We start from the raw sequence: 26,197 nt of genomic DNA, 5'->3' as shown, positions 1-26,197 counted from the left end.
CCTAGCTCCGTGACTTCAGGTTCTGCAGCGCCAGGCCGGCGGCGTGGGTCGACATGTCGCACAGCTGCTGCTGGTTGTAGGCGCCGGCGGTGATGGCAAACGCTTGCGCGGCCACGGTCTGCCCCTTCGCGACGCCGACCAGCGTCTCGCAGTCCGAAGGCGTGCCCGCCGCGCGGTAGTTCGTGATCGCCGGGTAGCCGCCGACGGTCGCCGGCGCCGTGGTCATGCTGTTCTTCCGCCGTGCCCCGGTCAGCCACTCCTGCACGTCGGCGCCGACGACCCGCAGGTGGTAGGCGGAGAACGGCGGGGCCTGGCCGACGTCGAACACGCAGGTCGGCCCGTCCTGCTGGTCGGCGGCCTTGCGCGGGGCGCCGGTGATCTTCAGCTCGTCGAGCTGGATCTGGGACAGCAGGTCGCACGGGTCGAGCCCGGCGACGGAAAGGTCGGCGGGCCGCTGCGGCAGGTCGGAGGCCTTCGCCGCCTGCGACATCGCGCTCACGGCCGTCTGCACCGGGTACGCCGTGCCGGGGTCGCCCGAGGAGCAGCCGGCCGCGCCGAAGAGCAGGGCCACCGCGACCAGCCGCTTACTGGACGCCGTGGGCACCGCGGTCCCCGAACGCCGCGGCCTTGTCCGCGTCACTGGCCTGGTAGGTCTTGGCGGCGTCGCGCAGCTGGGCGACGAGCTGGTGCAGGTTGGCGACGTACTCGCGCACCTGCGCGACGTACGAGTGATCGCCCTCGGCGACGACGGTGTTCCACGCGGCGACGGCGTTCACGCTCACCGTGTCGGCCGACGGCGTGTCGATCCGCAGCTCGCCGAGGCGCGTCAGCAGCTTGTCCTCCAACGCGCCGACCTGCTCTTCGACCACGCGCGCGACGTCCAGCAGCTTCCCGGGCGCGACGACGATGTCCGCGACCCCCGGCGCCGCCGGGACGGACGACGCGAGGTCGGACAGCGGACTGCTTCCTGGCATGCGCTACCCCTCACCTACAGACGGTGACCGGACGGACCCGTTACGAGGCTACCAACGACCGCGTACCGCCGAGGCGAAGTCCGCCGGAAAGTTCAGGCGCCGACGGTCGCGTCGAGCTCGCCGCTCGCCGCCTTCAACGCGATGTCGGTGCGGTGGTGCGAGCCCGCGAGACGCACCCGGTCCACCGTCTCGTACGCGTGCTTTCGCGCCGACTTCAACGATTTGCCGGTGCCGACCACGGACAGCACGCGCCCGCCGGAGGAGACCACCGCGCCGTCTTCACGGCGCCGCGTGCCCGCGTGCAGCACGCCCTCGATCTCGCCGCCGCCGATCACGTCGCCGGTGCGGGGCTTGCCGGGGTAGCCGTCGGCCGCGATCACGACGGTGACCGCCGCGCCGCCCGACCACTCGAGCGGCGGGTGCTCGGCGAGCTTGCCGGTGGCCGTCGCATGCAGCAGCGCCGCGAGCGGCGAGCGCAGCAGGGCCAGCACGACCTGCGTCTCGGGGTCGCCGAACCGGCAGTTGAACTCGATCACCTGCGGACCCTGCGAGGTCAGCGCCAGGCCCGCGTACAGCAGGCCGGAGAACGTGGCGCCGCGTGCGTCGAGCTCGTCGACCACGGGCTGCACGACCTTCTCGACGACCTCGGCCACGAGGTTTTCCGGGGCCCACGGCAGCGGCGCGTACGCACCCATGCCGCCGGTGTTCGGTCCCTTGTCGTCGTCGCCGAGGCGCTTGAAGTCCTGCGCCGGCAGCAGCGGCACGACCGTGCGGCCGTCGACGAAGCAGAACAGCGAGGCCTCCGGTCCGTCCAAAAAGGACTCCAGGAGCACGGGGTGGCCGCCGTCGAGCAGCATCAGCGCGTGTTTGCGCGCCACCTCGATGTCCTCGGTGACGACGACGCCCTTGCCCGCGGCCAGTCCGTCGTCCTTCACCACCCAGGTGGGGCCGAAGCGGTTGAGCGCGGCATCGAGGCGCGCCGGGGTGTCGACGACTTCGCTGCGCGCGGTGGGCACCTCGGCGGCGGCCATCACGTCCTTCGCGAACGCCTTCGAGCCCTCGATCCGGGCCGCCGTCGCCGAAGGGCCGAAGCAGGCGATGCCGGCCTTGCGCACCGCGTCCGCGACGCCCGCGACCAGCGGCACCTCGGGGCCGACCACCACGAGGTCGGCCTGCCATTCTTTGGCCAGGGCGGCCACCGCCTCGGGATCGGCCGCCTCGACACCCATCTGCTCGGCGACCGCGGCGGTACCGGCATTGCCGGGCGCGCAGGCGAGCGCGGTGACGGCGGGATCGCCGGACACCGCGAGGACGAGTGCATGCTCACGGGCGCCGGACCCGATTACCAGTACGCGCACGCCGAACAGCCTAACCGGGGGCCGCCGGGCGGAACATGTCGCCGTCCGGGTGGGCCCGCCCGGAAGCGGATTCCATGCGCCGTTTACCCGGTTGTCGGTCCTTTGCCCCCTCCTCCGTCTCGCGCCCGTCGCTTGCGGCTGTGAGGGTGACGCGGTATGTCGTGGCACGCCCGTCGTCGAGGCAGGCTGCCGTAAAGAGAGGTGCTCCATGAAGCGCAAACGTGTCGGTGTGCTCGTACTGTCCGGACTGGCCCTGCTCGGCGTCGCGGGCCTGGCGATCGGCCCCGCCGCGGCGAGCGAGCCGGCCGCGGCGGGTGCGGCGGCGCAGGGCCGCGGGCACGATGACCCCGTGATCATCGGCCACCGGGGCGCGCCCGGCTATCGCCCCGAGCACACGCTCGCCTCCTACGAGCTCGCGTTCCGGATGGGCGTGAGTTACGTCGACGTCGACCTCGTGCCGACGAAGGACGGCCAGCTCGTCGCCCGGCACGAGCCGGAGATCGGCGGCACCACCGACGTGGCCGACCACCCCGAGTTCGCCTCGCGCAAGAAGACCGAGGTGATCGACGGCGTCCCGCTGACCGGCTGGTTCACCGAGGACTTCACGCTGGCGGAGCTGAAGACGCTGCGCGCCAAGGAGCGGATCCCGGAGAACCGGCCCAACAACCAGCTGTACAACGGGCGGTTCGAGGTGCCGACCTACCAGGAGGTGCTGGACCTGACCCGGCGGCTCGGCCGCGAGCTGCACCGGACGCTGGGCACCTACCCCGAGGTCAAGCACTCGACGCACTTCCAGCAGCTCGGCAACCCGGTCGAGCCGAAGCTGGTGTCGATCCTGAACCGCAACGGGCTGAACCGGGCGGACGCGCCGGTGGCCATCCAGTCGTTCGAGGTGGCGAACCTGATCGCGCTGCACAAGCAGGTGCGGGTGCCGCTGCTTCAGCTCACCTCCGCGACGGGCGCGCCGGCCGACTTCGTCGCCTCCGGCGACAAGCGCACGTACGCCGACCTCGTGACGCCCGCGGGGCTGCGTGAGGTCGCGAAGTACGCGACGTATCTGGGCCCGGACAAGTCGCAGGTGATCCCGCTCGACTCCGCCGGGAACCTGGGCAAGCCGAGTTCGCTGGTCGCCGACGCGCACCGGGCGGGCCTGAAGGTGCAGCCGTACACCTTCCGCAACGAAAACCCGTTCCTGCCGGCGAATCTGCGCTCGTCGAACAGCCCCACCGCGTTCGGCAACGTGTTCGCCGAGGAGGCCGCGTTCCTGAAGGCCGGGGTCGACGGGTTCTTCGCGGACCAGTCGGACACCGCGCTGGAGTCGCTGCACGACTTCCTCAGCCGCTGATTTCTTCCCCGAGGTCCTTGTCCCACAACAGTTTCCGGTTTTTGTCGGTACCGGCCGTTAGAGTCGCGGCATGGACCTCGGGGAGGAGATCGACCGGCTGGCCGGGGAGACGCGGTTTTCCGGCGTCGTACTGGCCAGTCGCGGAGAAGAGACGGTGCTCTCGAGTGCGCACGGAATGGCGCACCGGGGGTACGCGGTACCGAACACGGTGGACACAAGGTTCGCGATCGCCAGCGGCACCAAGGGTTTCACGGCGCTGGTGATCGTGAGCCTGATCGTCGAAGGGCTGCTTTCGCTCGGCACGCGGGTGCGCACGCTGCTGGGCGCGGACCTGCCGCTGATCGACGACGGCGTCACGGTGGAGCACCTGCTGGCGCATCGGTCCGGCATCGGCGACTACTACGACGAGGACGCGGAGCCGCCGCCGCGGCCGCAGGAGCTGTCGGGGCCGGAGGGCTACCTGCGCGCGCTCGGCGGGTTCCCGCAACAGTTTCCGCCGGGCGCGCGGTTCGCTTACAACAACGGTGGTTATGCCGTGCTGGCGATCGTCGCCGCGCGGGCGGCGAACGAGCCGTTCGAGCGGCTGGTGCGCGAGCGGGTGTGCGCGCCGGCCGGAATGGCGGACACGGCGTTCCTGCGTTCGGACGAGTTGCCCGGCCGCACCGCGATCGGGTACCTCGAGAGCGGGCGGGCGAACGTGTTCAGCCTGCCGGTCGTGGGCTTCGGCGACGGCGGCAGCTACTCGACGGCGCCGGATCTCCGCGCCTTCTGGACGGCCTTGGCGGCGGGCCGGATCGTGCCGCGCGAGTGGGTGGCGCGGATGACGGCCGTGCACAGCGCGTCGACCGGGACCCGGCAGGAATACCGGTACGGGCTGGGGTTCTGGCTGCCCGCCCGAGGCGACGCGGTGCTGCTGGAGGGCTACGACCACGGCGTTTCGTTCCGGAGCACGTACCGGCCGTCGAGTGGGCTGACCTGCACCGTGCTGTCGAACACCGCGGAGGGCGCCTGGCCGATGGCCGCGTTGCTGGAACAGGAGCCGCCCGGGGATTCTTGACGCGACCTTGACACCTGTCGAGCGGCCGGGCTAGCTTCTCCGGAACTTCAATGGTCTGTCCACATACCTTTCAGGTGGGTGCCCGATGGATGTCTCCAACCAGCAGACCGCCGAGCCCGACGAAACCGATGAGGACAGCGCACGCCTGCATGCACTCGGCTACGCGCAGGAACTCAGGCGGACGATGTCGTCGTTCTCGAACTTCGCGGTGTCGTTCACGATCATCTCGATCCTGTCCGGCTGCCTGACGCTGTACGGCTTCGGCATGAAAACCGGTGGTCCGGCGGCGATGATCTGGGGCTGGCCGCTGGTCGGGCTGTTCGTGATCCTCGTGGGGCTCGGCATGGCGGAGGTGTGCTCGAGCTACCCGACGGCGGGCGGCCTGTACTACTGGGCCGCGCGGCTGGCGACGCGCAACGGCCCGGCGTGGTCGTGGTTCACCGGCTGGTTCAACCTGATCGGCCAGATCGCCGTCACGGCAGGCATCGACTTCGGCGCGGCGCTGTTCCTGAACGCGTTCCTCGACCTGCAATGGGGCTTCAGCGCGACGCCGGGACACACGATCCTGCTGCTGGCGATCATCCTGGTGGTGCACGGCGCGCTGAACACGTTCGGCGTGCGGGTGGTGGCGATCCTCAACAGCGTCAGCGTCTGGTGGCACCTGGTGGGGGTGCTGGTGATCGTGGGCGTGCTGATCTTCGTGCCGGCGAAGCACCAGGAAGCGTCGTTCGTGTTCGGGAGTTTCGTGAACCAGACGGGCTGGGGCTCGTCGGTGTACGTGTTCGCGCTCGGGCTGCTGCTGGCGCAGTACACGCTGACCGGGTACGACGCGTCGGCGCACATGACGGAGGAGACCAAGAACGCCGCGAAGGCGGGGCCGCGCGGGATCATCAACTCGATCCTGGTGTCGCTGGTCGCCGGGTGGATCCTGCTGATCGGGCTGACCTTCGCGATCCAGAACTACGACGGCGCGGTCAACTCGGCCACGGGTGTGCCGCCGGCGCAGATCTTCATCGACGCTACCGGCGCCGTCACGGGCAAGTTCCTGCTGCTGATCTGCATCGGTGCCCAGCTGTTCTGCGGCATGGCCTCGGTGACGGCGAACTCGCGGATGATCTACGCCTTCGCCCGCGACGGCGCCATCCCGGGTTCGAAGCTCTGGCACCGGATCAACAAGCGCACGCAGACCCCGACCAACGCCGTGTGGCTCGCCGCGGGCGGCGCGCTGATCCTGGCGCTGCCCTACCTGTGGAGCGCCACGGCTTACGCGGCGGTGACCTCGATCGCGACCGTCGGGCTGTACGTGGCGTACGTGATCCCCGTGTTCCTCCGCGTGCGCCGCGGCGACAGCTTCGAGAAGGGCCCGTGGAACCTCGGCCGCTGGGGCAAGCCGATCGGCATCGTCGCGACAGCGTGGGTCGTGGTGATCTTCGTGCTGTTCATGCTGCCACAAGCCTTCCCGGTCACGGTCGACTCGTTCAACTACACGCCGATCGCCTTCCTGGTAGTCCTAGGCGGCGCGGCCCTGTGGTGGGCCCTCTCGGCGCGGAAGTGGTTCACCGGCCCGAAGGTCCAGGGCTCCGCAGCCGAACTCGAGGCCGTCGAACAGGAGCTGAAGGAACTCGGCTGATCCCCGCGAGATCAACCCGGGCCGGACCCGAAGGCGAAGGCGCGGCCCGGCGGCCACGGTGAGGATCACGGCGGTAACACTTCGCCGGATCATCACCCTCGCCGCCGTCGCCTTGGCCGCCACCACCGCCGCGGCCTCACAAACCTCCGCCCTCGCCGCGACGCCGACTGCTAGAGGAGCCGCCGCCGTATCAATAACCGGACCCGCCGCCACCCCCGCAGCCGCCGCGGCAGCGACACCCGCAGCCGCCGACACGCCCACCGCCCCAGCAACAACCGCACCCCACAACCGCCCAGCGACAGCCGCGCTCGCCGCCACAGACACCGCCGCCCTCGCCGACACGCCCGCAACCGCCTCCCCAGCGACAGCCGCGCCCGCCGCGACACCCATCACCAGAGAAGCCGCCGCCGCACCAATGGCCGTGCTCGCGGACACGCCCGCAGCCGCCGCGCCCACTGCCGCCCAAGCAACAGCTGCGCTCGCCGAGACACCCACCACCGCCGCAGCGACAGGCGCGCCCACAGCCGCCCCAGTAACAACCGCGCTCGCCGAGACACCCAACGCGCCCCTGCGCTGGGGCAGCTGCCCACCCCCAACCCCCGGTGCGAACGGCGCCGTCACCACTCGGGACCCGCGGCAGCGGTGCGCCACCTTGGCCGTTCCCCTCGACTACGCGAAGCCGCGCGGCGCCGCGATCGCCCTCACCGTCTCGCGGATTGCCGGGGTTCGGGACCAGGCGCTGGTCGTCGCGCCCGGTGGCCTGGGATATCGGGCTGGACGAGCCCAGTGTGGTCGGGCACGGCGGTCGGGCGGCAGGTGCTCGGGGCGTACGACCTGATCGGGTTCGACGGCCGGGGAATCGGGCACTCCCCGACGATCCACTATGGACTGTCCGAAGCGGACCGCGGCTTCGGCGCTGGCGAAGCAGGTCGCGGACGGCTGGGCGGCCAACGGCGGGGCGTACCGCCGTACGTGAACACCGCGAACATCTGGGCATGCGCCTTCTGGCCGCGCGACGCCGTCACCGCCTACTCCGACGCCCTGCGGATGCGCACCGCGCTGGGTGGCCGCCGAGCTGACCCCGTCGACGACGTGGGCCACGGCGTCGACCTCACCAAGCCGTGCACCGCCGCCCGGCTGACCGACTTCCTGCTGCACAACCAGCTCCCGACCAACGACGCCGCTTGCGGGGCCACCCCGTAACGGAGCACGAGCGCGATCCCGGCGGGTGGGTCAAGATGCGGGCATGGAGACCTTGACGCTGGTGGGCGTCCTCGCGGGTTCACTGGGGCTGACGGCGCTGGCCCGGCGCTACAACCTGTCCGCGCCGCTGCTGATCGTGGTCGTCGCGCTCGGCATCGCGCTGATCCCGGGAGTGCCGCGGATCGAGCTGGAGCCCGAGCTGATCCTGACGGTCGTCCTGCCGCCGCTGCTGTACTCGACGTCGCTGGAAAGCTCGCTCACGCACTTCCGCGCGAGCCTGCGGCCGATCATCTCGCTCGGCGTGCTGCTGGTGGTGCTGACGGCCGCCGTGGTCGCGTTCGTGGTGCACCTGCTGCTGCCGGACCTGCCGTGGGCGTCCGCGCTGGTGCTCGGCGCCGTCGTGTCCCCGCCGGACGCCGTGACGGCCGTGGCGATCGGGCGCAAGCTCGGCCTGCCCCGCGGGATCATGACCGTGCTGACCGGGGAAAGCCTGGTCAACGACGCCGCCGCGCTGACGCTGTACAAGGTGGCGCTGGCGGCCGTCGCCGGGACCGCCGGGTCGATCGGGCACGGGTTCGCCGTGTTCGCGGTGGCGACGGTGCTGGGCATCGCCGTCGGGCTGGTCGCCGGGTTCGTGGTGGTGTTCATCCGCGGGCGGCTCGACGATCCGCTGCTGGAGTCGGCGTTCGGCATCATCGTCCCGTTCGCGGCGTACGTGACGGCGGAGCACCTGCACCCGTTCGGCTCGGAGTTCAGCGGCTCCGGCGTGCTGGCGGTGGTCACCGCGGGGCTGTACCTCGGACACCGGGCGCTGAACGCGTCGCCGGCCACGCGCATGCAGGACCGCTCGGTGTGGGCGTCGATCGACGTGCTGCTGGAGGCGCTGGTGTTCGCGCTGATGGGCCTGCAGCTGCCGTTCGTCCTGGACGGCGCGCAGCACGCGGCGCGCGACAACGGGACTCTCGCGCTGGTCGCCCTCGTGGTGCTGGCGGTGACGATGCTGGTGCGGATCCCGGCGGTGTTCCTGTCGAGTTACCTGCCCCGGACGTTGCGGCTGTTCGGCCGGGCCAGAGAGGGGACGTCGTGGCGGGCGCTGGCCGTGGTGTCGTGGACCGGCATGCGCGGGGTGGTCACGCTCGCGGCGGCGGCCGGTGTGCCGACCGGGACGCCGGGGCGGGAGGAGATCCAGCTGTTCGCGTTCACCGTCGCGGTCGGCACGGTGCTGATCCAGGGCCTGACGCTGCCGCCGCTGATCCGGCTGCTGAAGGTGCAGGACCCGGGCGAGGCAGCCCGCGACGAGGCCGAGGAGCTGGCCGCACGCGAGGTCGCCCAGAAAGCCGCCCACGAGCGACTGCGGGAAATCACGAAGGAACGACTGTCCACACTGGACATCCCAGAGGAGAAGGTGGCGCGGCTGCGGCAACGGCTGGAGCGGCTCGTGGACACCCGTTACCGCTTCGCGAAGGCGGCGATCACCATGTCCGGCGAGGAGCGCAGTGCGAGCCCGCAGGCCCAGTTCGCGAAGGCGCGCAAGGAATTGCTGCTCACCCAGCGCGCGGCGTTGATCGAGGAGAACCGCGCGGGCCGCCTCGACGACGTCGTGCTGAACAAGGTGCTGCGCGAACTGGACCTGGAGGAGCTGTCGGTGTCGAACTCGCTCACGAACCGGATGAGTTGAGCGCCCCGGCGAGCCGCCACGTGCGTTCCCGGTCCGCCGGGCCGTTGAGGCCGGTCTGCGCGAAGAGGACTTCGGTGGCGCCGGCCTCGTAATACTGCCGGACCCCCGCGGCGACGGCCTCCTCGTCGCCGATCAGCGCGAGCTGCGCGGCGTGGTCGACACCCTCGGTGGCCAGCACCTTCTGGTAGGACGGGATCGTCGAGTAGAACCCGAGCTCGGCGGCGGCGATCTGGCGCACGGCGGCGACGTCACCGGTCACGACGACCGGGACGGCCGCGATCACCCGCGGCGCCGGCCGACCGGCGCGTTCGGCGGCCTTCGTGAGCGTCGGCACGACTTCCTCGGCCAAGGTCCGCGGCCCGGCGAGGAAGGGCAGGGTGCCGTCGGCCAGCTCACCGGTCACGCGCAGCGCCTGCGGCCCCATCGCCGCGACGACGATCGACACGTCCGCGGGCTCGGCAGCAGCCTCGGCCGGGTGGACGTCGAGCGTTTCGCCGGCGAAGTCCACCACCTCCCCGGCGAAAACCTGGCGCAGCACCGTGAGCTGCTCGCGCAGGTGCCGGATCGGCGGCGGGTACTCGACGCCGTAGATCGGCTGGTGGAAGTTCTGCGCTCCCAGCCCGAGACCGAGCGTGAAGCGCCCGCCGGTCGCGGCGTGGGCGGTGCGCGCGGCGCTCGCCAGCACGAGGGGATGGCGCGGGTACACGGGCACGACCGACGTCCCGACCGCCAGCCCGGGCACCTCCCGCCCGGCAAGCCCGGCGACCGCGATGGCGTCGTAGGACAACGGCTGCTGCGAAAACCAGACGGACCCGACGCCGGCCCCCGCCGCCTGCCGCGCCTGCCCGATCAACTCGTCCACTCCGGCGGGCAGTCCCGCCGGCAGGGTGATCCCGATGGTCATGCACCCCACGCTATCCAGCCGCGGCAACGGTTTCCGGCTTCCCACCGCGTGGGACGCCGATGTGGCCATTCGGCGCGGACCGCACTCTGGGGGGCCCGACGTCCCGACTCCCGAGGAGCACTCGTGTCGCTGACCGATGTCATCGAAGGAACCCGCCAGGCCGTCAAAAGCGACCCGCACAACGCGGCCGTGTCGTTCAGCGTGGCCAACGCACTGGTACCGGACACCGCGACCGTGGTCGACGTGCGGGTGCGCAACCACTCGCGCTCGCCGCGCTGGGCTCGTGCCAGGTGGTCACCTACCAGTTCTGGGCCGCGCGCCTGGGCATCCCACTGACCGCAGTCCGCGTAACCGTGGACGAGCACTGCCCGGTGCTGGACCTGTTCCGCAACGAGACACCGGTGAGCACCAAGCTCGCTTGAGGGTGGGGGCGGTTGTCCGGCCGCCTTTCCCATTCGGACCGAGCCCTTCCAACTCAGGCTGGAGGTTGCCGAAGAGCGCCCAGCCCGCGGAGATGAGCGTAAAAGGGGCCCGCCGCCGGCGAAAACCGGTGGCGGGCCCCGTCAAGCAGCAGTTCAGACGAACTCGTGCCGCACGATCGTCTGCTCTCGGCCGGGGCCGACGCCGATCGCGGAGATGCGGGCGCCCGAGAGTTCCTCCAGACGCTCCACATAGGACCGTGCGTTGGCCGGCAGCTCCTCGAAGGTCCGGCAGGCCGAGATGTCCTCGAACCAGCCCGGCAGCTCCTCGTAGATCGGGATGGCGTGGTGCACGTCGGTCTGGGTCATCGGCATGTCGGAGGTGCGGAAGCCGTCCACCTCGTAGCCCACGCAGACCGGCACCTTCTCCAGGCCGGACAGCACATCCAGCTTGGTCAGGAAGTAGTCGGTGATCCCGTTGACGCGCACGGCGTAGCGGGCGATCACCGCGTCGAACCAGCCGGTGCGGCGCGAGCGGCCCGTGGTGACGCCGAACTCGCCGCCCTGCTTGCGCAGGTACTCGCCGGACTCGTCGTCCAGCTCGGTCGGGAACGGGCCGGAGCCGACGCGCGTGGTGTACGCCTTCAGGATGCCCAGCACGGTGGTGATGCGGCCCGGGCCGATGCCCGAGCCCGCGCTGGCGCCGCCGGACGTCGGGTTCGACGAGGTTACGAACGGGTACGTGCCGTGGTCGACGTCGAGCAGCGTGCCCTGCGAGCCCTCGAGCAGCACGGTCTCGCCGCGCTCCAGCGCCTGGTTCAGCTGCAGCCGCGTGTCCGCGATGCGGTGCGCGAACTTCTCACCCGCGGCGAGCACCTCGTCGGCGACCTGGTCGGCGTCGAGGGCCTTGCGGTTGTAGACCTTCACCAGCACCTGGTTCTTGAACTCCAGGGCGGCCTCGACCTTCTGCCGGAAGATCTTCTCGTCCAGCAGGTCCTGCGCGCGGACGCCGACTCGGGCGATCTTGTCCTGGTAACAGGGCCCGATGCCACGGCCGGTGGTGCCGATCTTGCGGCTCCCGAGGTAACGCTCGGTGACCTTATCGATCGCGACGTGGTACGGCATGATCAAGTGGGCGTCGGCCGAGATGAGCAGCTTGCCGGTGTCGACGCCGCGCTCCTCCAGGCCCGCGAGCTCGTCCAGCAGGACACCCGGGTCGACCACCACACCGTTGCCGATGACGTTGGTGACGCCGGGGGTCAGGATGCCCGACGGGATGAGGTGCAGGGCGAAGTTCTCGCCATTGGGCAGGACGACGGTGTGACCGGCGTTGTTGCCGCCCTGGTAGCGGACGACCCACTGGACTCGGTCACCCATCAGGTCGGTGGCCTTGCCCTTGCCTTCGTCCCCCCACTGGGCACCGATGAGCACGATGGCCGGCATGTGACACTCCAGGTGTTCGGCAACAGGGAAAAGTGTCCCCGGTGGGACACGGGTGGCGCTGGTAAATGCCGGTGCATGACTGTAACGGAGGTCGCCGGGGTGCGCGGAATCGTGGTGGCCTGCGGTGCGGATCAGCACACTTTCGCCGACGGCGGCGACGCGCCCATGATCCGCGTCCCGAGCCGCCCTGGCAAGGCGGAAATCGATCCCTTGCTGGGTGAACACGACCGGCTGGTGATCTTGGGGACGGACGCGGACCTGGCCGCCGTGGTGCTGCGGCTGCTGCGGAAGGACCGCGTCTCCGGCGTGTCGGTCGGCTTCGTGCCTTCGGCCGCCGATTCGGCCGTCGCCGCGCTCTGGCGGCTGCCCGCGGACCCGGCCGAGGCCCTCGAACTCGCGCTGACGGGCGAGGACGCGGCGGTCCCCCTCGTGCGCGAGGACAACGGCGGGGTGCTCGTCGGCCGGGCGACCCTGCGAGACGTCCACGGACAGGGTTACTGCGACGAAACGGTCGCCTTCGACGGCACGGCGGCCACGATCGAGGTCTCGCCCGACGCCGCCGGCATCGCCGCGCGCGTCACCCGCGGCAAGCTCGTCAAACGGTCCACGACCCTGCGCGGGCGCGCGTTCCAGCTCGGCTGCCACCCGACGTCGCTGGTCAGCGACGGTGTCCGCCATCCGCGTGAAGTGACGAAATGGACCTGGTACCGCCACATCGAGGACCTGCGACTGGTGCGACCAGCCGGAACGTGAACACGGACCGTCTCGTAAAGGTTTGTTACACGTCACCCACAGGTGTTGCAAATGCCACTTCCGTGGTTAAGGGTGAATCCGTCCCCACACCTGACTCGGAGGCAGCAATATGCCCACAACGCGTGCTGTTCGCAACTCCTTGACCATCCTGGCCAGCGCCGCCGTCCTCTCCGCGACCGTGGTCGGCGTCGCCGGCGCGACCCCGCCCGGCATCCCGTCGGCGGCGACGGCCAAGAGCGACCTGGCCGGGCTGACCGTGAAGGCCGACGGCTCGCTGGACGGCTACAGCCGGGACAAGTTCCCGCACTGGATCGACCAGGGCAACAGCTGCAACACCCGCGAGGTCGTGCTCAAGCGCGACGGCACCAACGTGAAGACCGGCTCCGACTGCGCGCCCACCTCCGGCAGCTGGTTCTCGCCCTACGACGGCGCGACCTGGACCGCGGCGTCCGATGTGGACATCGACCACGTCGTCCCGCTGGCCGACGCCTGGCGCACCGGCGCCTCGGCCTGGACCACGGCGCAGCGGCAGGCCTACGCCAACGACCTGACCGACCCGCAGCTGATCGCCGTCACCGACAACGTGAACCAGCAGAAGGGCGACAAGTCGCCCGACCAGTGGAAGCCGCCGCTGACCAGCTACTGGTGCACCTACGCGGAGATGTGGGTGGCCGTGAAGGCGAAGTTCGACCTCACCGTGAACACCGCCGAGAAGTCCGCGCTGACCGACATGCTCGGCCGCTGCTGACCTGCGTTTTCACCGGCGGGCTGCGGTGCCCTACCGACGGTGGTACCGCGGACCCGCCGGCGAACCTATGGTCTGGACCATGAAGAAGATCGCTGCGGCCGGCCTGGCCGTGCTCCTGGTGCTTTTCGGTGCGGTGCCGGCTTCGGCTGCCACCGGGCGCAGAGTGATCGTTTACTACCAGACCATCTACGACGGCAGCACCTACGTCTCGCCGCTGGCGCTGACGCAGAACAACTCCGGCGTGACCGACGTGGTCGTCGGCGCGATCCACCTCAACGACGGCGGCGTCGTGCACCTCAACGACGACCCGCCGGACGCGGCCAAGTTCACGCAGATGTGGCAGGACCTGGGCACGCTCCGCAGCCAGGGCGTGCACACGCTCGCCTTCGTCGGCGGCGCGGCGCAGGGCAGCTTCCAGAAGCTCGAGAACGACTTCGACACCTACTACCCGGTGCTGCGCAAGCTGATCCAGGACTACTCGCTGTCGGGCATCGACCTCGACGTCGAGGAGCACATGTCCAACGCGGCGATGAACCGCCTGATCGACGCCCTGCGCGCGGACTTCGGCGCGGACTTCCTGATCACGCTCGCGCCGGTGGCGACCGAGCTGAGCGGCGGCGGCGGGCTGTCCGGGATGGACTACGACCAGCTCTACCGCGACCGTGGCGCGCAGATCTCCTGGTTCAACACGCAGTTCTACTGCGGCTGGGGCTCGCTGCAGGACACCAGCGGCTACGATGGCATCATCGGCCGCGGGGTGGTCCCGGCGAGCAAGGTCGTCGCGGGGACCGTGACGAACCCGGCCAACTGCAGTGGTTACGTCGACATGCCGACGCTGCAGTCGACCGTCGGCAGCCTGGTGCGGAAGTACCCGGACTTCGGCGGCATCGACGGCTGGGAGTACTTCAACTCGCTGCCCGGCGGCACGGGCGCGCCGTGGCAGTGGGCGCAGCAGATCGCCCCGACGGTGAAGGCCTAGTGACAACCGGCTCGTGGGTGTTCGTGACGGTTGGAACCGTCACGAACACTCACCAGCTTCAGGATCTCCCGGGCCAGCGCGTCGTTCTGGCGGAACGAAATGGCGTTCGTCCGTGGACGGGTGAACGCGGCGGCCGAGCGGATGCTGGTGTGCGGCCCCATCGCGAACCGGTACGGGTGCGCCGAGCCCGCCGCGTCGAGCAGGCGTGAGTCCCCGATGCGCGTGGCGATGCGGCCGGACGGCAGGTGGTCGCCGGAGGGGTCGGGCACCGTCTCCTCGGCCATGATGCCCTCGGCGTGCATCTGCCGCAGCAGCTCGTCGGCGGCGCGGCGGATGCTCGGCTCCGGCAGGCGGGCCTCGATCAGCGTCCGGGCCGTCACGGTCTCCGGGAAGCTCGCACCGGACGCCGTGAACACCCCCGCCTCCTCGTCGGCCGTGACGAGCGTTTCCGCGCCCAGGAAGGAGATCAGCCCGGCGTCGGCCAGTGCCAGCAGCTCCTCCAGGCGACGCGGTGGCGGGCCGCTGGCGTAATAGGAAAAGAAGCCGTGGAACCATCCGTCCATTTCGGACACCTGCGAGGTCGCCGACAGGCGGCCGGTGTACAGCAGCGCGGGCAGCTGGCCGACCACCGAAAGCAGGGCCATGAACGCGCCGAGGTCCGCGCTGTGGCGGACATCCGCGCGCCGCGCCAGATCGGCCTCCACGTACTCGCGCACGACCTTGCCGAACTCCTCCGCCGAATCGAAGTGCTGCCCGGCCAGCGGGCGGTCCAGCTTCTCCAGGTCGAGCCGGTCTTCGGCGCCCGGCACGGCGGCGAGCACCAGTTCGTCCATTTCGGACGTTCCCCAGCCGGTGTCCGCGAAGGCGTCCGCGAACACCGCGAAGTCCATCCGCACCCGGTCGGGGTGGCCGGTGAACAGCTCGGTGTAGTACGCCCAGGCGAGCTCCTTCGCGATCAGCGGCCACACGTCCGCGCGGAAGTCGATCGGGCCGGGGCGCTCGCAGAGCTTCCCGATCGCGTACGAGTCGAAGAACCTGGGCAGCTGCAACGGTTTCCCGCGCAGCCGGTAGCCCGTCTTCGCGTGGTACGGCACGCCGCGCCGCGAGCCGACGTGCAGCACCGGCTCCGCGCCGCTCGGGTGGTAGCGCAGGCCGCCGCCCGGCAGCTCCTCGAACCGGCCGCCGCGGCCCTCCGTGAGCAGCAGCATGAGGTCGACGAACGCGAGCCCGAACCCGCGCACCAGCACGGGCTCACCCGGCGGCACGGCGGAGTAGTCGACGTCGGCGGTGTAGCCGGCCGGGTAATAGGCCAGCTCGTGGCGCTCGGCGAAGTCCTGCAGCACCCGCTCCGCCGGGTCCGGCCGCGCGTCGAGGTGGCCGACGGTGAACACCACGGCGTCCGCGAACACCGGCTCCTCGACGCCGGCCAGCCACACCCGTTGCGGCGCCCCGTCTTCGACGTGCACGGCCGTGGCCCGGTGCTCCACCACCTCGATCCCGGGCGGCAGCTCGGCGACCACCTTCCGGTAGAACCAGGTCAGGTACAGGCTCTGCAGCTGCCGGGTGGGGAAGTCCGTGGCCGCGAGCGAGTCGAGTTCTTCACGCAGGCCGTCCGGCACGTCCCAGCCGATGCGGCCCTCACGCACCTGCCGCACCCACTCGATCAGCGACGGGCCGGGCACCACCGGGCCCTCGATCAACACGCTTTCGTCGGTGAACACGGTGACGTCCTCGGGCATCGAGTTCATCCGCAGCAGCGGCGACTGCTCGTACCGCCAGACCCGGCCCGCGCCCGGCGGGAACGGGTCGATCAGGTGGACGACGAGGCGCCGCCTGCCGGTCAGCAGCTCGGGGGCGTTGGCGGACAGCCGCTCCAGGACGCCGGCCCCACGAGGTCCGGCGCCCACGATGGCGAGCGTGAACGTCGCGAGATCGGTCACTCGATCGAAGGTACGCGCGGCCAGGGCCGGAGGGACCCGGTCCCAGAGTGCGGACGCACTGGTCAACCGGTGTGGCACAAACCACAAACCCGGCTTGGTCGTGATCGTGTCGGTGCGGAGCGCTATCGTCTGGACACCCGGAGAATTGTCTGCGACCCGTTGGATACCGGCGAAAGAACCTAGAGATTCACCAACAGTCACGAGACACTGACCTTGGTAACTCACGTTTTGTGATCGGGCCGTGACCAGTGGGTCCTAAGGTCACCGACTGATCACCAGTGCGGCACGGTCTGCACACGATGTCGGGGAGAACACGCATGACGGCAGCACCGGAACGGGTCACGTTCCGCGAGGTGTTCGGAGTCGCCGAGTTCCGCGCCATGTGGTTCGGCGAACTGCTGTCGATAGCCGGCGACCAGCTGGCCCGCGTCGCCCTCTCCGTGCTCGTCTACGCCAACACCGGCTCCGCCACCCTGACCGGCCTCACCTACGCGCTCACGTTCTTCCCGTCGCTGCTGGGCGGCATCTTCCTGACCGGCATCGCCGACCGCTTCTCGCGGCGGTCGGTGATGGTGACGGTCGACCTGATGCGCGCCGTGCTGATCCTGCTCGTCGCGATCCCCGGGCTGCCGTTCTGGGCGCTGTGCATCCTGGTCGGCTGCGTCTCACTGCTGAACCCGCCGTTCAAGGCGTCCCAGCTCGCACTGCTGCCGCAGGTGCTGGAGGGCGACCGGTTCGTGGTCGGCATGGGCATCCGCAGCATGACGGTGCAGTCGGCCCAGCTGCTCGGCTTCGCCGGCGGCGGCGCGCTGCTGCTCGCGCTCGACCCGCGGCTGGCGCTGGTGATGGACGCCGCGACATTCCTGCTGTCGGCCACGTTCGTGCGCTTCGGCGTGAAGGCTCGCCCGGCCGCCACCAGCACCGAGAAGCGCAAGCCGTTCTTCTCTTCACTCGGCACGGGCAGCAAGATCGCCTTCGCGACGTCGGCGCTGCGCTCGCTGATGCTGTTCACCTGGCTGGCCGGGCTGATGCCGGTGTACGAGGGCATCGCGGCGCCGTACGTCGCTTCGTCCGGCGGCGGCCCGTCCGTGATCGGCCTGCTGCTCGCCGCCGACCCGGTGGGCAGCGTGATCTTCACCTTCGCCTACACGCGCTGGGTCCCGGCTCACGTGCGGCCGAAGCTGATCGGGCCGATGACGGCCCTCGCCGCGATCCCGCTGCTGCTGTGCTTCCTGCAGCCGGGGCCGGTCTGGTCGATCGTCCTGTTCGTGGTCTCCGGCGGGTTCGGCACGATCGCGCTGCTGCAGGCGACCGCCTCGCTGACCGTCGCGGTGCCGGACGACACCCGGGCGCTGACGATGGGCCTGTCCAACACCGGCCTGACCACGACCATGGGCGTAGTTCCCCTGATCGGCGGAGTACTCGCCGATCACCTGACCGCACAGACGACGGTCGGCATCTTCGGCGTGGTGGGCCTGTTGATTACGATTCCGCTAACGCTGATGTGGCAGCGGGCGTTGTCCGGGGGGACCGAAGAGGGCACAGGTAGGGAAGCCACACGCGCCGAACATGCATGACATGTTCCGCGCGTGGGCTTTGACCTGCGCGACCTTACGGTGCTGCTACGCGGTCACTGGTCCTTGCTGCGCATAGCTGGTCACCCTTCCTTCGGCGTGTTCGGGAAAAATGTACACACCTAAGGCTCTTGTGGACAGGCGGCAAACGGTCTGAAACTGTCAGTGAGGAAGTTGTCACCGGACAGCCGCGCAAGAGCATGGGGGAAAAATGGTCACATCGGGGGAATGGTCTGGACAAGGTTTGATCACTATCGCCCGGGGGTGGGCACTGTGGTCACGCCCGCGGCGATGGATCGCCGTCACGCTCACGAGCATGGCCGCCGCCGCGGCGCTCACGGTCGTGAGCACTGTGCTGATCTCCGTCACCATGGCCGACCTGCGGCTGTTCGCCCTGATCACCGGTCTGGCCATCGCGCAGACCGAGGTCACGCGGCGGATCGAGCGCCAGCGCCGGATGCTGAGCCACGGCCCGCACATCAACGTGACTTCGGTGTGGCTGCTGCCCGCCGCGCTGCTGGTGCCGCCGCAGCTCGTGGCCGCGCTGGCCGTCGTGCTCTACGCCTACCTCGCCCTGCGGAGCTGGAACGGCATCGGCGCGGGTGAGGCCCACCGCGTCGCGGCCAACGCGACGACGATGGTCCTGTCCGGGTTCGGCGCCGGGCTCGCCGGCCACCTCGCGGGCGAGCAGGGTGTCGCGACCGTCGCCGCGGCCGCGCTCGGCTACTTCCTCGTGAACACCGCGCTGACCGGCCTCGGCCTGTACCTGGCCAACCCGGCGAAGGCGACGCCCGCGTCCTGCCTCGGCACCATGGACGACAACCTCCTCGAGGCGTCGATCCTGTGTGTCGGCGGCCTGCTGACGATGGTGCTCACCAACGAGCCGCTGCTGTCGCTGCTGGTCATCCTGCCGCTCTACATCCTGCAGCGGTCGGTGCTGATCAAGCGGCTCGAGGAGCTGGCCACCACCGACCAGAAGACGCAGCTGCTCAACGCCACCACCTGGCAGGACGGCGCGCAGCGCGAGATCTCCCGCGCCGAGCGCGAGCACAGCACCTTCGGCGCGCTGATGATCGACCTCGACCACTTCAAGCACATCAACGACACCTTCGGCCACCTCGCGGGCGACGACGTGCTCAAGGCCGTCGCCGCGGTGGTCAAGCAGGAGACGCGCGCCCACGACCTGGTGGGCCGGTTCGGCGGCGAGGAGTTCGTGGCGCTGCTGCCGTCGACCTCCAAAGAGGACGCGATCGTGACGGCCGAGCGGATCCGCCAGCGCATCAGCGAGCTGGTGATCCCGACCCGTACCAACGAAGGCGAACAAGTCGAGATCGAACGGAGGACGGCGTCGATCGGCGTCGCGTCCTTCCCGATGGACGGCTCCAGCATCGAGGAAGTGATGGCGTCCGCCGACGCCGCCGTGTATGTGGCGAAGGACAGCGGCCGCAACCGCGTGGTCGGCTCGGTGACCAAACCGGCCCTGGCGGCAGTCGCCTGACAGCCGGCGGGCCCGGCCCTCCTCCCCCCAGCGGCCGGGCCCGCTTCTTCACTGCTTCTGACCTGGCGCCGATCCTCACGGCGTCAGGTCATCCGTCACTTCAGGCCGGTCGCCTCGGCCGCGGCCGGGTCGGAGTCGGCGAGGAAGGTGCGGCAGCGCTCGTACTCTTCGGTCTCGCCGATGCGGCCGGCGGCGAGGCCGAGCACGGCCAGCGCCCGCAGGAACCCCTGGTTCGGGGCGTGTGACCACGGCACCGGGCCGAAGCCCTTCCAGCCCGCGCGGCGGAGCTGGTCGAGGCCGCGGTGGTAGCCGGTGCGGGCGTAGGCGTAGGCGGCGACGGTCTCGCCGGACTCCAGCGCCTTCTCCGCGAGCGCGGCCCACGCCGCGCTGAAGTCGGGGTGTTCGGCGGCGACGGCGGCGGGATCGGTGCCCGCGTCGAGCGCGGCCTGCGCGGCGGTGTGCTCGGGCAGCAGGGTCGGCTCGGGGCCGAGCAGGTTGTGCGTCATGCTGCCATTCTGCCCACTGCCCGGCGGATCAGAGGAACAGGCCCGCGAGGACCCCGCCGCCGGCCAGCACCAGGGCGGCGATCACAACAGCGGCAACCACGCGTTTCGGCATCATGGCGCGACAGGATGCCGAACCCGCCGCCGCGGAGGCAAATCCGCCACCCGTAGGGGTGAACCCTGGTCTTCGAGCGGTTTGCCACTTTCCGGCCCGCTTGGGCGTCCCGGCCCGGAATGATGTCCGCCATGACCAACGCAGTCGCCGGCCTCGTCGTCCCGCGCAGCCCGCTCGGGAAGACCAGGCTCTTCTTCGCGCGGCACTGGCACCGCGGCGCCCCGGGTCAGCCGACACCCGCGTGGGTGCTGCGGTTCTGCTTCGGCATGTGGCTGACGGCGTTCGCGTTCAAGCTGGTCGGCTCTTCGTGGGACATGTCGTGGCACTTCCGCTGGCTGCGTGACGACCTCGCGCCGCCGCACCTGATCAACACCGTCGGCACCGTGATCATCGTGGTGCTGGTGGCCATCCACAGCTACACGGGCCTCGGCTGCGACAAGCCTTCGCTGCGGCTGATGCAGACCGGGCTCGTGGTGTTCCTCGTGGCCGCGCCGCTGGACGTGATCAACCACCGCGTGAACGGCCTCGACCTCACCGCGTGGAGCCCTTCGCACCTGATGCTGTACCTGGGCACCGGCGTCATGCAGGCCGGCGTGCTGCTCGCGTGGTTCCGGCTGGCGCCGCCGGGGCGCTTCCGCACCGGCGTGCTCCTGGCGCTCTGGGCGTTCTTCCTGGAGAACACGTTCTTCCCGAACGGCCAGCAGGAGTACGGCATCCTCGGCCTGCGCGCGTGGGAACGCGGGACGCCCGAGGCCGAGCCGACGCTGCTGTCCTTCGCCGCGAACCAGATCGGCCACCCGGTGGACCGCGCCGCGATCCTGCACTTCACGATGCCGATCCCGTCGTGGGTGTATCCGCTGTGGGGCATCGCGGTTTCGGGCCTGATCCTGGCGCTGGCGCGGCACACGCTCGGCCGCCGCTGGTCGGCGCTCTCGGTGGCGGCGGCGTACGTGGGGTACCGCTCGGTGATGTGGCCTTTGCTGCTGGGCCTTGGCTTCCCGGTCTCGACGGTCCCGTTCTACCTGCCGGCCGTCGGCCTCGCCGTGGACCTGGCCTTCCGCGTCGGCGCCGGCCACCGCGTCGCCACGGCGGGCATCGGCGCGCTGCTGGTGACGGCCTTCGGGTACAGCGCCTTGTGGCTCCAGTCCCAGTTCCGCCCGTGGCTGCTGGGCGACGCGCACACGGAGTCCGCTCCACCGGTCGCGTACTGGACCGCGCTGGTCGCGTTGGCGGGTGTTTTTGCCCTGTGGGCGGCGGCTGCTCCGACGACCCGGTGGTGGGCCGCGCGGCAGATCGCCCAGTAGCCCTGGGTGCTACAGGGGGCTACACTGGGCTTATGACAATGAGCCTGATCAGCCAGCGGGAGTTCCGCAACAACTCGGCTGCGGTCATGGACGCGGTCGAGGCGGGCGAGACGTTCCGCATCACCCGCAACGGGGTCGAGGTCGCCGAAGTGCGCCCGATCCCTCGTCGTCGTCGGCTCACCGCGGAGGAATTGGTGACCCGCCACAAGCGGCTTCCGCAGGTGGACGCCGCCGAACTGCGCCGGGACTCGGATGAGCACTTCGGCGACGAGCGCATCGACGCCACCGATCCGTGGGAGCGCTCGCGTGGCTGACCGCCACGACGCAGGCATCCTCGATACCTGCGCGTACATCGACCTCGCCAAGCTGAATCCCCGCGATCTGCCGCATTTCCCGGCGCTCACCTCGATCACCATGGCCGAGCTGCACCAGGGCATCGCGATGGCCAAGGATCCTCTGGTGCGCGCCGCGCGAACCGAGCAACTGGGTGCCGCGCTCACGGAATTCACGCCGCCGCAGTTCGACGACGAAGCCGCGGCCCGCTACGGGACCCTGGTCGCGCTGACGATCGCGGCGAACCGGGATCCCAAGCCCCGCAAGCTCGACCTGATGATCGCCGCCGTGGCGTCCGCTTGCGGGCTGCCGCTCTACACGCGCAACGCCGCGGACTTCAAGGGGCTCGAGAGCATGCTGGAAATGGTCGCGGTCTGAACCGGAAACGGCCCTCCCCGGTTCGAGCCGGGAAGGGCCGTTCTCGTTGCTGCGGAACCGGAATCAGCCGAGCTTCTTGCCCGCCGCACCCAGTGCCTCGACCGCCTCGACGACACGCTGCGCCATGCCGGTCTCCGCGGCCTTGAGGTAGCTGCGCGGGTCGTAGACCTTCTTGTTGCCGACCTCGCCGTCGATCTTCAGGACGCCGTCGTAGTTCTTGAAGAAGTGGTCGGCGATCGGGCGGGTGAAGGCGTACTGCGTGTCGGTGTCGACGTTCATCTTCACCACGCCGTACGACACCGCCTCGCGGATCTCCTCCGGCTGCGAGCCCGAGCCGCCGTGGAAGACGAGCTCGAACGGCTTCGAGCCGGCCGCCAGGCCGAGCTTCTTCGACGCCGCCTCCTGGCCGCCCTTGAGCACGTCCGGGCGCAGCTTGACGTTGCCCGGCTTGTACACGCCGTGCACGTTGCCGAACGTCGCGGCCAGCAGGTAGCGGCCGTGCTCGCCGGAGCCGAGCGCGTCGATCGTCTTCAGGAAGTCGCCCTCGGCGGTGTAGAGCTTCTCGTTGATGTCGTGCGCGACGCCGTCCTCCTCGCCGCCCACGACGCCGATCTCGACCTCGAGGATGATCTTCGCGGCGGCGGTCTTCGCCAGCAGCTCCTGCGCGATCTCGAGGTTCTCGTCGAGGTCGATCGCGGAGCCGTCCCACATGTGCGACTGGAACAGCGGGTTCTGGCCGTTCTTGACCCGCTCGGCCGAGATCTCGATCAGCGGGCGGACGAATCCGTCCAGCTTGTCCTTCTGGCAGTGGTCGGTGTGCAGCGCGACGTGCACGTCGTACTTCGCGGCCACGACCTGGGCGAACTCCGCCAGCGCCGCGGCGCCGACGACCATGTCCTTGACCTTCTGCCCGGACGCGAACTCGGCGCCGCCGGTGGAGAACTGGATGATCCCGTCGCTCTCCGCCTCGGCGAACCCGCGGATGGCGGCGTTCACGGTTTCCGACGAGGTCACGTTGATGGCCGGGAAGGCGTACTCGTTCGCCTTCGCCCGGTCGAGCATCTCCGCGTAGACCTCGGGGGTGGCGATGGGCATCGTTTCCTCCTCGAGACGGCTGGCCTGTACAGCCGCATCGTACGAGGTGGACCGGTCACGCGGACCGGTCCCACCTCACAAACGAAGCGGAACGTGGACCGATTCAGATCAGCTCGGCCGCCAGTGCCCGGTAAGCGGGCCACGGATCCTCGCCGAGCACCTGGATGTTCACGTGGTCCGCGCCCGCGTCGAGGTGCGCCCGCACGCCCGCGGCGATGGTCGCCGCGTCGCCGTGCAGAGCCAGCGCGTCGACCAGGCGGTCGCTGCCCTCGCCCGCGAGGTCCTCGTCGGTGAAGCCGAGTTTCCGCAGGTTGGCGGTGTAGTTGGACAGCTTGAGGTAGAAGCTGACCGACTGCCGGCCGGGCACGCGCGCCCGCTCGGGGTCGGTGTCGAAGACGACCTTCTGCTCCGGCGCCAGCAGCGGGCCGGCGCCGAGGATCTCCCGCGCCGAGCGCGTGTGCTCCGGCGTGACGAGGTACGGGTGGGCGCCCGCCGAGCGGTCGCCGGACAGCTTGACGACCTTCGGGCCCAGCGCCGCCAGCGCGCGGGCCTCCTTCGCGACGCCGGCGGCGTCCAGCGCGTCGAGGTATTCGACCAGCGCGCCGTACGGCTTGGTGTACTGCTGCGTCGCCTCCGGGTGCCCGGCGCCGATGCCGAGGAGGAAGCGGTCCGGGTGCTTGTCGTTGATGCGGTGGAAGGCCTTCGCGATGCTTTCCGCGCTGTCCGACCAGATGTTGACGATGCCGGTCGCGACGGCGAGGTGGTCGGTCGCGTCCAGCAGCTCTTCGACGATCTTCAGGTCGCCGCCGGGTGAGCCGCCGAGCCACAGCGCGCCGTAGCCGAGCTTCTCCACCTCCGCAGCGAACTCGCCGTTGGTCTGCGTCGCGGCCCGCCAGATGCCGATCCTGCCCAGTTCGATAGCCATGCCTCAGTCAAACGCACCCGGGCGGTGATTTCCTCCCGATCGGCCCGCTCGGATCGCAGCTATTTTCGAAGCATGACGAAGATCGGCAGCTCCGAACTCGACGTGTACGGCCTCAATCTCGGCTGCAACGTCTTCAACTACACCGCCGACGAGCCCGCCTCGCACGAGGTGCTCGACGCCTACACCGCGGCGGGCGGGAACTTCCTCGACACCGCCGACACGTACGGCCAAGGCGGCGGCTCCGAGCGTTTCATCGGCACCTGGCTGGCCAAACGCGGCCGCCGCGACGACGTGGTGATCGCGACGAAGGTCGCCAAGTGGGCCGAGCGGCCCGGCCTGTCCGCGAAGAACCTCGCCGCCGCGGCGGAGGATTCCCTGCGACGCCTGCAAACCGACCACATCGACCTCTACTACGCGCACGAGGACGATCGGGACACCCCGCTCGAGGAGACCCTCACAGCGTTCGACGCCCTAGTGCGAGCTGGGAAGGTGCGCTACATCGGCGCCTCGAACTACGCGCCGGACCGCCTCGCCGAAGCACTGTCCATTTCGGACCGTGAAGGCCTCGCGCGGTACGTCGCGCTGCAGCCGCACTACAACCTCGTCGAGCGGGACTACGAGAAGGACTTCGCGCCGCTGGTCGAGCGTGAGGACCTCTCGACGCTGCCGTACTTCGCGCTCGCGCTCGGCTTCCTCACCGGCAAGTACCGCTCGAAGGACGAGCCCGGCGACTCACCCCGCGCGCCGCGGGCCCTGAAGTACCTCGACGACCGCGGCGAGCGCGTGCTGGCCGCCCTCGACGAGGTCGCCGCAGCCCACCGCGCGTCGGTGGCCGCGGTGTCGCTGGCGTGGCTGCGCTCGCAGCCGACGATCGCCGCGCCGATCGCGAGCGCCCGGAACACGGACCAGCTGAAAGACCTGGTCGCGTCGGTCTCGCTGGAGCTGTCGACCGGCGAGATCGCCGCGCTGAGCGAGGCCTCCGCGAGCTGATCCGGCCGCGGAACCGAACCTACTTAGCAGTAGCTTACTCGGGGTAGGTTGAGCTACGGTGCCCTCCAGAGGCGGAAACGAGGCCAAGGAGGGCACCGTGGCACTGCTCAGGAACACCGGGGTCGACGGCAAGGTCGTGCTGATCACCGGGGCGGCTCGGGGCATCGGGGCCGGGCTCGCGGAGCGGCTGGCGGCACGCGGCGCCAAGGTCGCACTGGTGGGCTTGGAGGCCGAGGAGCAGGCGAAGGTGGCGGCGAAGATCGGCCCGAGCGCGCACGCCTGGGAAGCCGACGTCACCAGCTGGGACGCCCTCGAAAAAGCCACCGCCGGCGTCGTCGAGCACTTCGGCCGGATCGACATCGTGATCGCCAACGCCGGGATCGCCACGGCCGGCTTCGTGCGGTCCGTCGACCCGGCCGCGTTCGAGAAGGTGATCGAGGTCGACCTGCTGGGCGTCTGGCGGACCTTCCGCGTCACGCTGCCGCACGTCATCGAGAGCAAGGGCTACCTGCTCGCCATCTCCTCGCTCGCCGCGATCACGCACGCGCCCGGCATGGCGAACTACGCCGCCGCGAAGGCCGGCGTCGAAGCGTTCTCCAACAGCCTCCGCGCGGAGGTCGCGCACCTGGGCGTGAAGGTCGGCGTCGCGCACCCCTCGTGGATCCGCACCGACCTGGTCGAGAGCGCGGACACGCACCCGGTGTTCGGCAAGCTGCGCTCGTCGATGCCCGGGCTGATCGGCAAGACCTACCCGTTGAGCGTGGCGCTGGACGACCTCGAGGCCGGCATCCTCAAGCGCGCCAGGACGATCCACGTGCCGCGCTGGGTGGGCGGGCTCAAGCTGCTGCGCGCGTTCCTCCCGCCGATCATCGAACTCGGCTCGCGGTCCCGGGTGCCGGCCGCGGACAAGGCCGCGCTCGCGGACATCAAGGAGCGCGGCGCGTTCGAATCGGCGGTCACCGGCCACGGCGGCCGGGCCGCGACCAAGCGCTAGCTCGGGCTCGACACGGGCGGCCGCCCGGAGGATGGTTGACGCACTGACAACTACTCC

24 protein-coding genes and 1 pseudogene are annotated in these 26,197 nt (G+C 70.3%); 16 read left to right on the top strand and 9 right to left on the bottom strand.

Going from position 1 to position 26,197, the window contains the following annotated elements:
* Position 1 precedes the first annotated feature (1 nt).
* The 3 genes from BMY97_RS33865 to purD all read right to left on the bottom strand — a co-directional run bounded on the left by BMY97_RS33865 (position 2) and on the right by purD (position 2,332).
* On the bottom strand, positions 2–604 hold the full coding sequence (locus BMY97_RS33865) for a DUF3558 domain-containing protein (protein WP_245787632.1): 603 nt from the start codon (positions 602–604) through the stop codon (positions 2–4).
* Positions 585–974, bottom strand: a complete 390-nt coding sequence (locus BMY97_RS33860; RefSeq protein WP_091625139.1) for a PE domain-containing protein — start codon at positions 972–974, stop codon at positions 585–587. The genes BMY97_RS33865 and BMY97_RS33860 overlap by 20 nt, the downstream gene beginning before the upstream one ends.
* Before the next feature lie 92 nt (positions 975–1,066).
* Entirely contained in the window at positions 1,067–2,332 is a 1,266-nt protein-coding gene (gene purD, locus BMY97_RS33855; protein WP_091625137.1) for a phosphoribosylamine--glycine ligase, read from the bottom strand.
* Between the two features lie 208 nt (positions 2,333–2,540).
* Between purD and BMY97_RS33850 the strand changes: the two genes are divergently transcribed.
* The 5 genes from BMY97_RS33850 to BMY97_RS33830 all read left to right on the top strand — a co-directional run bounded on the left by BMY97_RS33850 (position 2,541) and on the right by BMY97_RS33830 (position 9,245).
* Complete coding sequence (locus tag BMY97_RS33850; RefSeq protein WP_091625134.1) at positions 2,541–3,677, top strand: glycerophosphodiester phosphodiesterase; 1,137 nt, start codon at positions 2,541–2,543, stop codon at positions 3,675–3,677.
* A gap of 70 nt (positions 3,678–3,747) precedes the next feature.
* Positions 3,748–4,734, top strand: coding sequence for a serine hydrolase domain-containing protein (locus BMY97_RS33845; protein WP_091625131.1), 987 nt, complete (start codon positions 3,748–3,750; stop codon positions 4,732–4,734).
* A gap of 85 nt (positions 4,735–4,819) precedes the next feature.
* Complete coding sequence (locus BMY97_RS33840) at positions 4,820–6,364, top strand: amino acid permease (protein WP_091625128.1); 1,545 nt, start codon at positions 4,820–4,822, stop codon at positions 6,362–6,364.
* Between the two features lie 786 nt (positions 6,365–7,150).
* Positions 7,151–7,567, top strand: a complete 417-nt coding sequence (locus BMY97_RS33835) for an alpha/beta hydrolase (RefSeq protein WP_091625125.1) — start codon at positions 7,151–7,153, stop codon at positions 7,565–7,567.
* Between the two features lie 43 nt (positions 7,568–7,610).
* On the top strand, positions 7,611–9,245 hold the full coding sequence (locus BMY97_RS33830) for a Na+/H+ antiporter (protein WP_091625122.1): 1,635 nt from the start codon (positions 7,611–7,613) through the stop codon (positions 9,243–9,245).
* On the opposite strand, the gene BMY97_RS33825 is transcribed toward BMY97_RS33830, so the two are convergent.
* Positions 9,226–10,149: a TIGR03564 family F420-dependent LLM class oxidoreductase gene (locus BMY97_RS33825; RefSeq protein ID WP_091625120.1), complete on the bottom strand. Its 924-nt coding sequence runs from the start codon at positions 10,147–10,149 to the stop codon at positions 9,226–9,228. The genes BMY97_RS33830 and BMY97_RS33825 overlap by 20 nt on opposite strands.
* 123 nt (positions 10,150–10,272) lie before the next feature.
* Between BMY97_RS33825 and BMY97_RS33820 the strand changes: the two are divergent.
* Positions 10,273–10,571, top strand: a pseudogene (locus BMY97_RS33820) (OsmC family protein).
* Positions 10,572–10,724: 153 nt separating this feature from the next.
* On the opposite strand, the gene BMY97_RS33815 reads toward BMY97_RS33820, so the two are convergent.
* Positions 10,725–12,011 carry an adenylosuccinate synthase gene (locus tag BMY97_RS33815; protein ID WP_091625117.1) on the bottom strand — a complete coding sequence of 429 codons (1,287 nt, stop codon included), beginning with the start codon at positions 12,009–12,011 and terminating at the stop codon, positions 10,725–10,727.
* Positions 12,012–12,086: 75 nt separating this feature from the next.
* Between BMY97_RS33815 and BMY97_RS33810 the strand changes: the two genes are divergently transcribed.
* The 3 genes from BMY97_RS33810 to BMY97_RS33800 all read left to right on the top strand — a co-directional run bounded on the left by BMY97_RS33810 (position 12,087) and on the right by BMY97_RS33800 (position 14,491).
* Entirely contained in the window at positions 12,087–12,764 is a 678-nt protein-coding gene (locus BMY97_RS33810) for a hypothetical protein (protein ID WP_425425362.1), read from the top strand.
* 109 nt (positions 12,765–12,873) lie between these two features.
* Positions 12,874–13,512, top strand: coding sequence for an HNH endonuclease family protein (locus tag BMY97_RS33805; RefSeq protein ID WP_177231670.1), 639 nt, complete (start codon positions 12,874–12,876; stop codon positions 13,510–13,512).
* 79 nt (positions 13,513–13,591) lie between these two features.
* The gene (locus BMY97_RS33800; RefSeq protein ID WP_091625411.1) at positions 13,592–14,491 is read left to right on the top strand and encodes a glycosyl hydrolase family 18 protein; all 900 of its coding nucleotides are present in this window, start codon (positions 13,592–13,594) and stop codon (positions 14,489–14,491) included.
* Here BMY97_RS33800 and BMY97_RS33795 read toward each other — a convergent pair.
* Positions 14,488–16,431, bottom strand: a complete 1,944-nt coding sequence (locus BMY97_RS33795) for an FAD/NAD(P)-binding protein (RefSeq protein ID WP_091625114.1) — start codon at positions 16,429–16,431, stop codon at positions 14,488–14,490. The two genes, BMY97_RS33800 and BMY97_RS33795, sit on opposite strands and share 4 nt — an antisense overlap.
* 317 nt (positions 16,432–16,748) lie before the next feature.
* Between BMY97_RS33795 and BMY97_RS33790 the strand changes: the two genes are divergently transcribed.
* Together BMY97_RS33790 and BMY97_RS33785 are read left to right on the top strand one after the other, a co-directional pair.
* Positions 16,749–18,008 (top strand): MFS transporter, encoded by a 1,260-nt coding sequence (locus tag BMY97_RS33790; RefSeq protein WP_091625111.1) that lies wholly within the window; start codon positions 16,749–16,751, stop codon positions 18,006–18,008.
* A 313-nt stretch (positions 18,009–18,321) separates the two neighbouring features.
* A complete protein-coding gene (locus tag BMY97_RS33785) occupies positions 18,322–19,503 on the top strand; it encodes a sensor domain-containing diguanylate cyclase (RefSeq protein ID WP_091625107.1) in 1,182 nt (393 codons plus the stop codon).
* 95 nt (positions 19,504–19,598) lie between these two features.
* Here the strand turns inward: BMY97_RS33785 and BMY97_RS33780 are convergent, their stop codons facing one another.
* Positions 19,599–20,009, bottom strand: a complete 411-nt coding sequence (locus tag BMY97_RS33780) for a DUF3151 domain-containing protein (protein WP_091625104.1) — start codon at positions 20,007–20,009, stop codon at positions 19,599–19,601.
* A gap of 243 nt (positions 20,010–20,252) precedes the next feature.
* Between BMY97_RS33780 and BMY97_RS33775 the strand changes: the two genes are divergently transcribed.
* Genes BMY97_RS33775 through BMY97_RS33765 form a run of 3 tightly spaced genes read left to right on the top strand, consistent with a single transcriptional unit; the run spans position 20,253 to position 22,136 of the window.
* Positions 20,253–21,425 (top strand): hypothetical protein, encoded by a 1,173-nt coding sequence (locus BMY97_RS33775; RefSeq protein ID WP_177231668.1) that lies wholly within the window; start codon positions 20,253–20,255, stop codon positions 21,423–21,425.
* Positions 21,426–21,457: 32 nt separating this feature from the next.
* Positions 21,458–21,739: a type II toxin-antitoxin system Phd/YefM family antitoxin gene (locus BMY97_RS33770; RefSeq protein WP_245787631.1), complete on the top strand. Its 282-nt coding sequence runs from the start codon at positions 21,458–21,460 to the stop codon at positions 21,737–21,739.
* Positions 21,732–22,136, top strand: a complete 405-nt coding sequence (locus tag BMY97_RS33765; RefSeq protein WP_091625096.1) for a PIN domain-containing protein — start codon at positions 21,732–21,734, stop codon at positions 22,134–22,136. The genes BMY97_RS33770 and BMY97_RS33765 overlap by 8 nt, the downstream gene beginning before the upstream one ends.
* Before the next feature lie 63 nt (positions 22,137–22,199).
* Here BMY97_RS33765 and fbaA read toward each other — a convergent pair whose 3' ends face one another.
* Both fbaA and BMY97_RS33755 read right to left on the bottom strand, forming a co-directional pair.
* A complete protein-coding gene (gene fbaA, locus BMY97_RS33760) occupies positions 22,200–23,231 on the bottom strand; it encodes a class II fructose-bisphosphate aldolase (protein WP_091625093.1) in 1,032 nt (343 codons plus the stop codon).
* A 103-nt stretch (positions 23,232–23,334) separates the two neighbouring features.
* Positions 23,335–24,156, bottom strand: a complete 822-nt coding sequence (locus tag BMY97_RS33755) for an LLM class F420-dependent oxidoreductase (protein WP_091625091.1) — start codon at positions 24,154–24,156, stop codon at positions 23,335–23,337.
* Positions 24,157–24,228: 72 nt separating this feature from the next.
* Between BMY97_RS33755 and BMY97_RS33750 the strand changes: the two genes are divergently transcribed.
* The gene (locus BMY97_RS33750) at positions 24,229–25,146 is read left to right on the top strand and encodes an aldo/keto reductase (protein WP_091625088.1); all 918 of its coding nucleotides are present in this window, start codon (positions 24,229–24,231) and stop codon (positions 25,144–25,146) included.
* Positions 25,147–25,243: 97 nt separating this feature from the next.
* Complete coding sequence (locus BMY97_RS33745) at positions 25,244–26,140, top strand: SDR family oxidoreductase (RefSeq protein WP_091625087.1); 897 nt, start codon at positions 25,244–25,246, stop codon at positions 26,138–26,140.
* Positions 26,141–26,197 lie beyond the last annotated feature (57 nt).

Source organism: Amycolatopsis saalfeldensis, from assembly GCF_900110575.1.
In the GTDB taxonomy this organism is placed as follows: domain Bacteria; phylum Actinomycetota; class Actinomycetes; order Mycobacteriales; family Pseudonocardiaceae; genus Amycolatopsis; species Amycolatopsis saalfeldensis.
The sequence above is the reverse complement of the archived record's forward strand: the minus strand, read 5'-3'. Positions and strand labels throughout refer to the sequence as shown.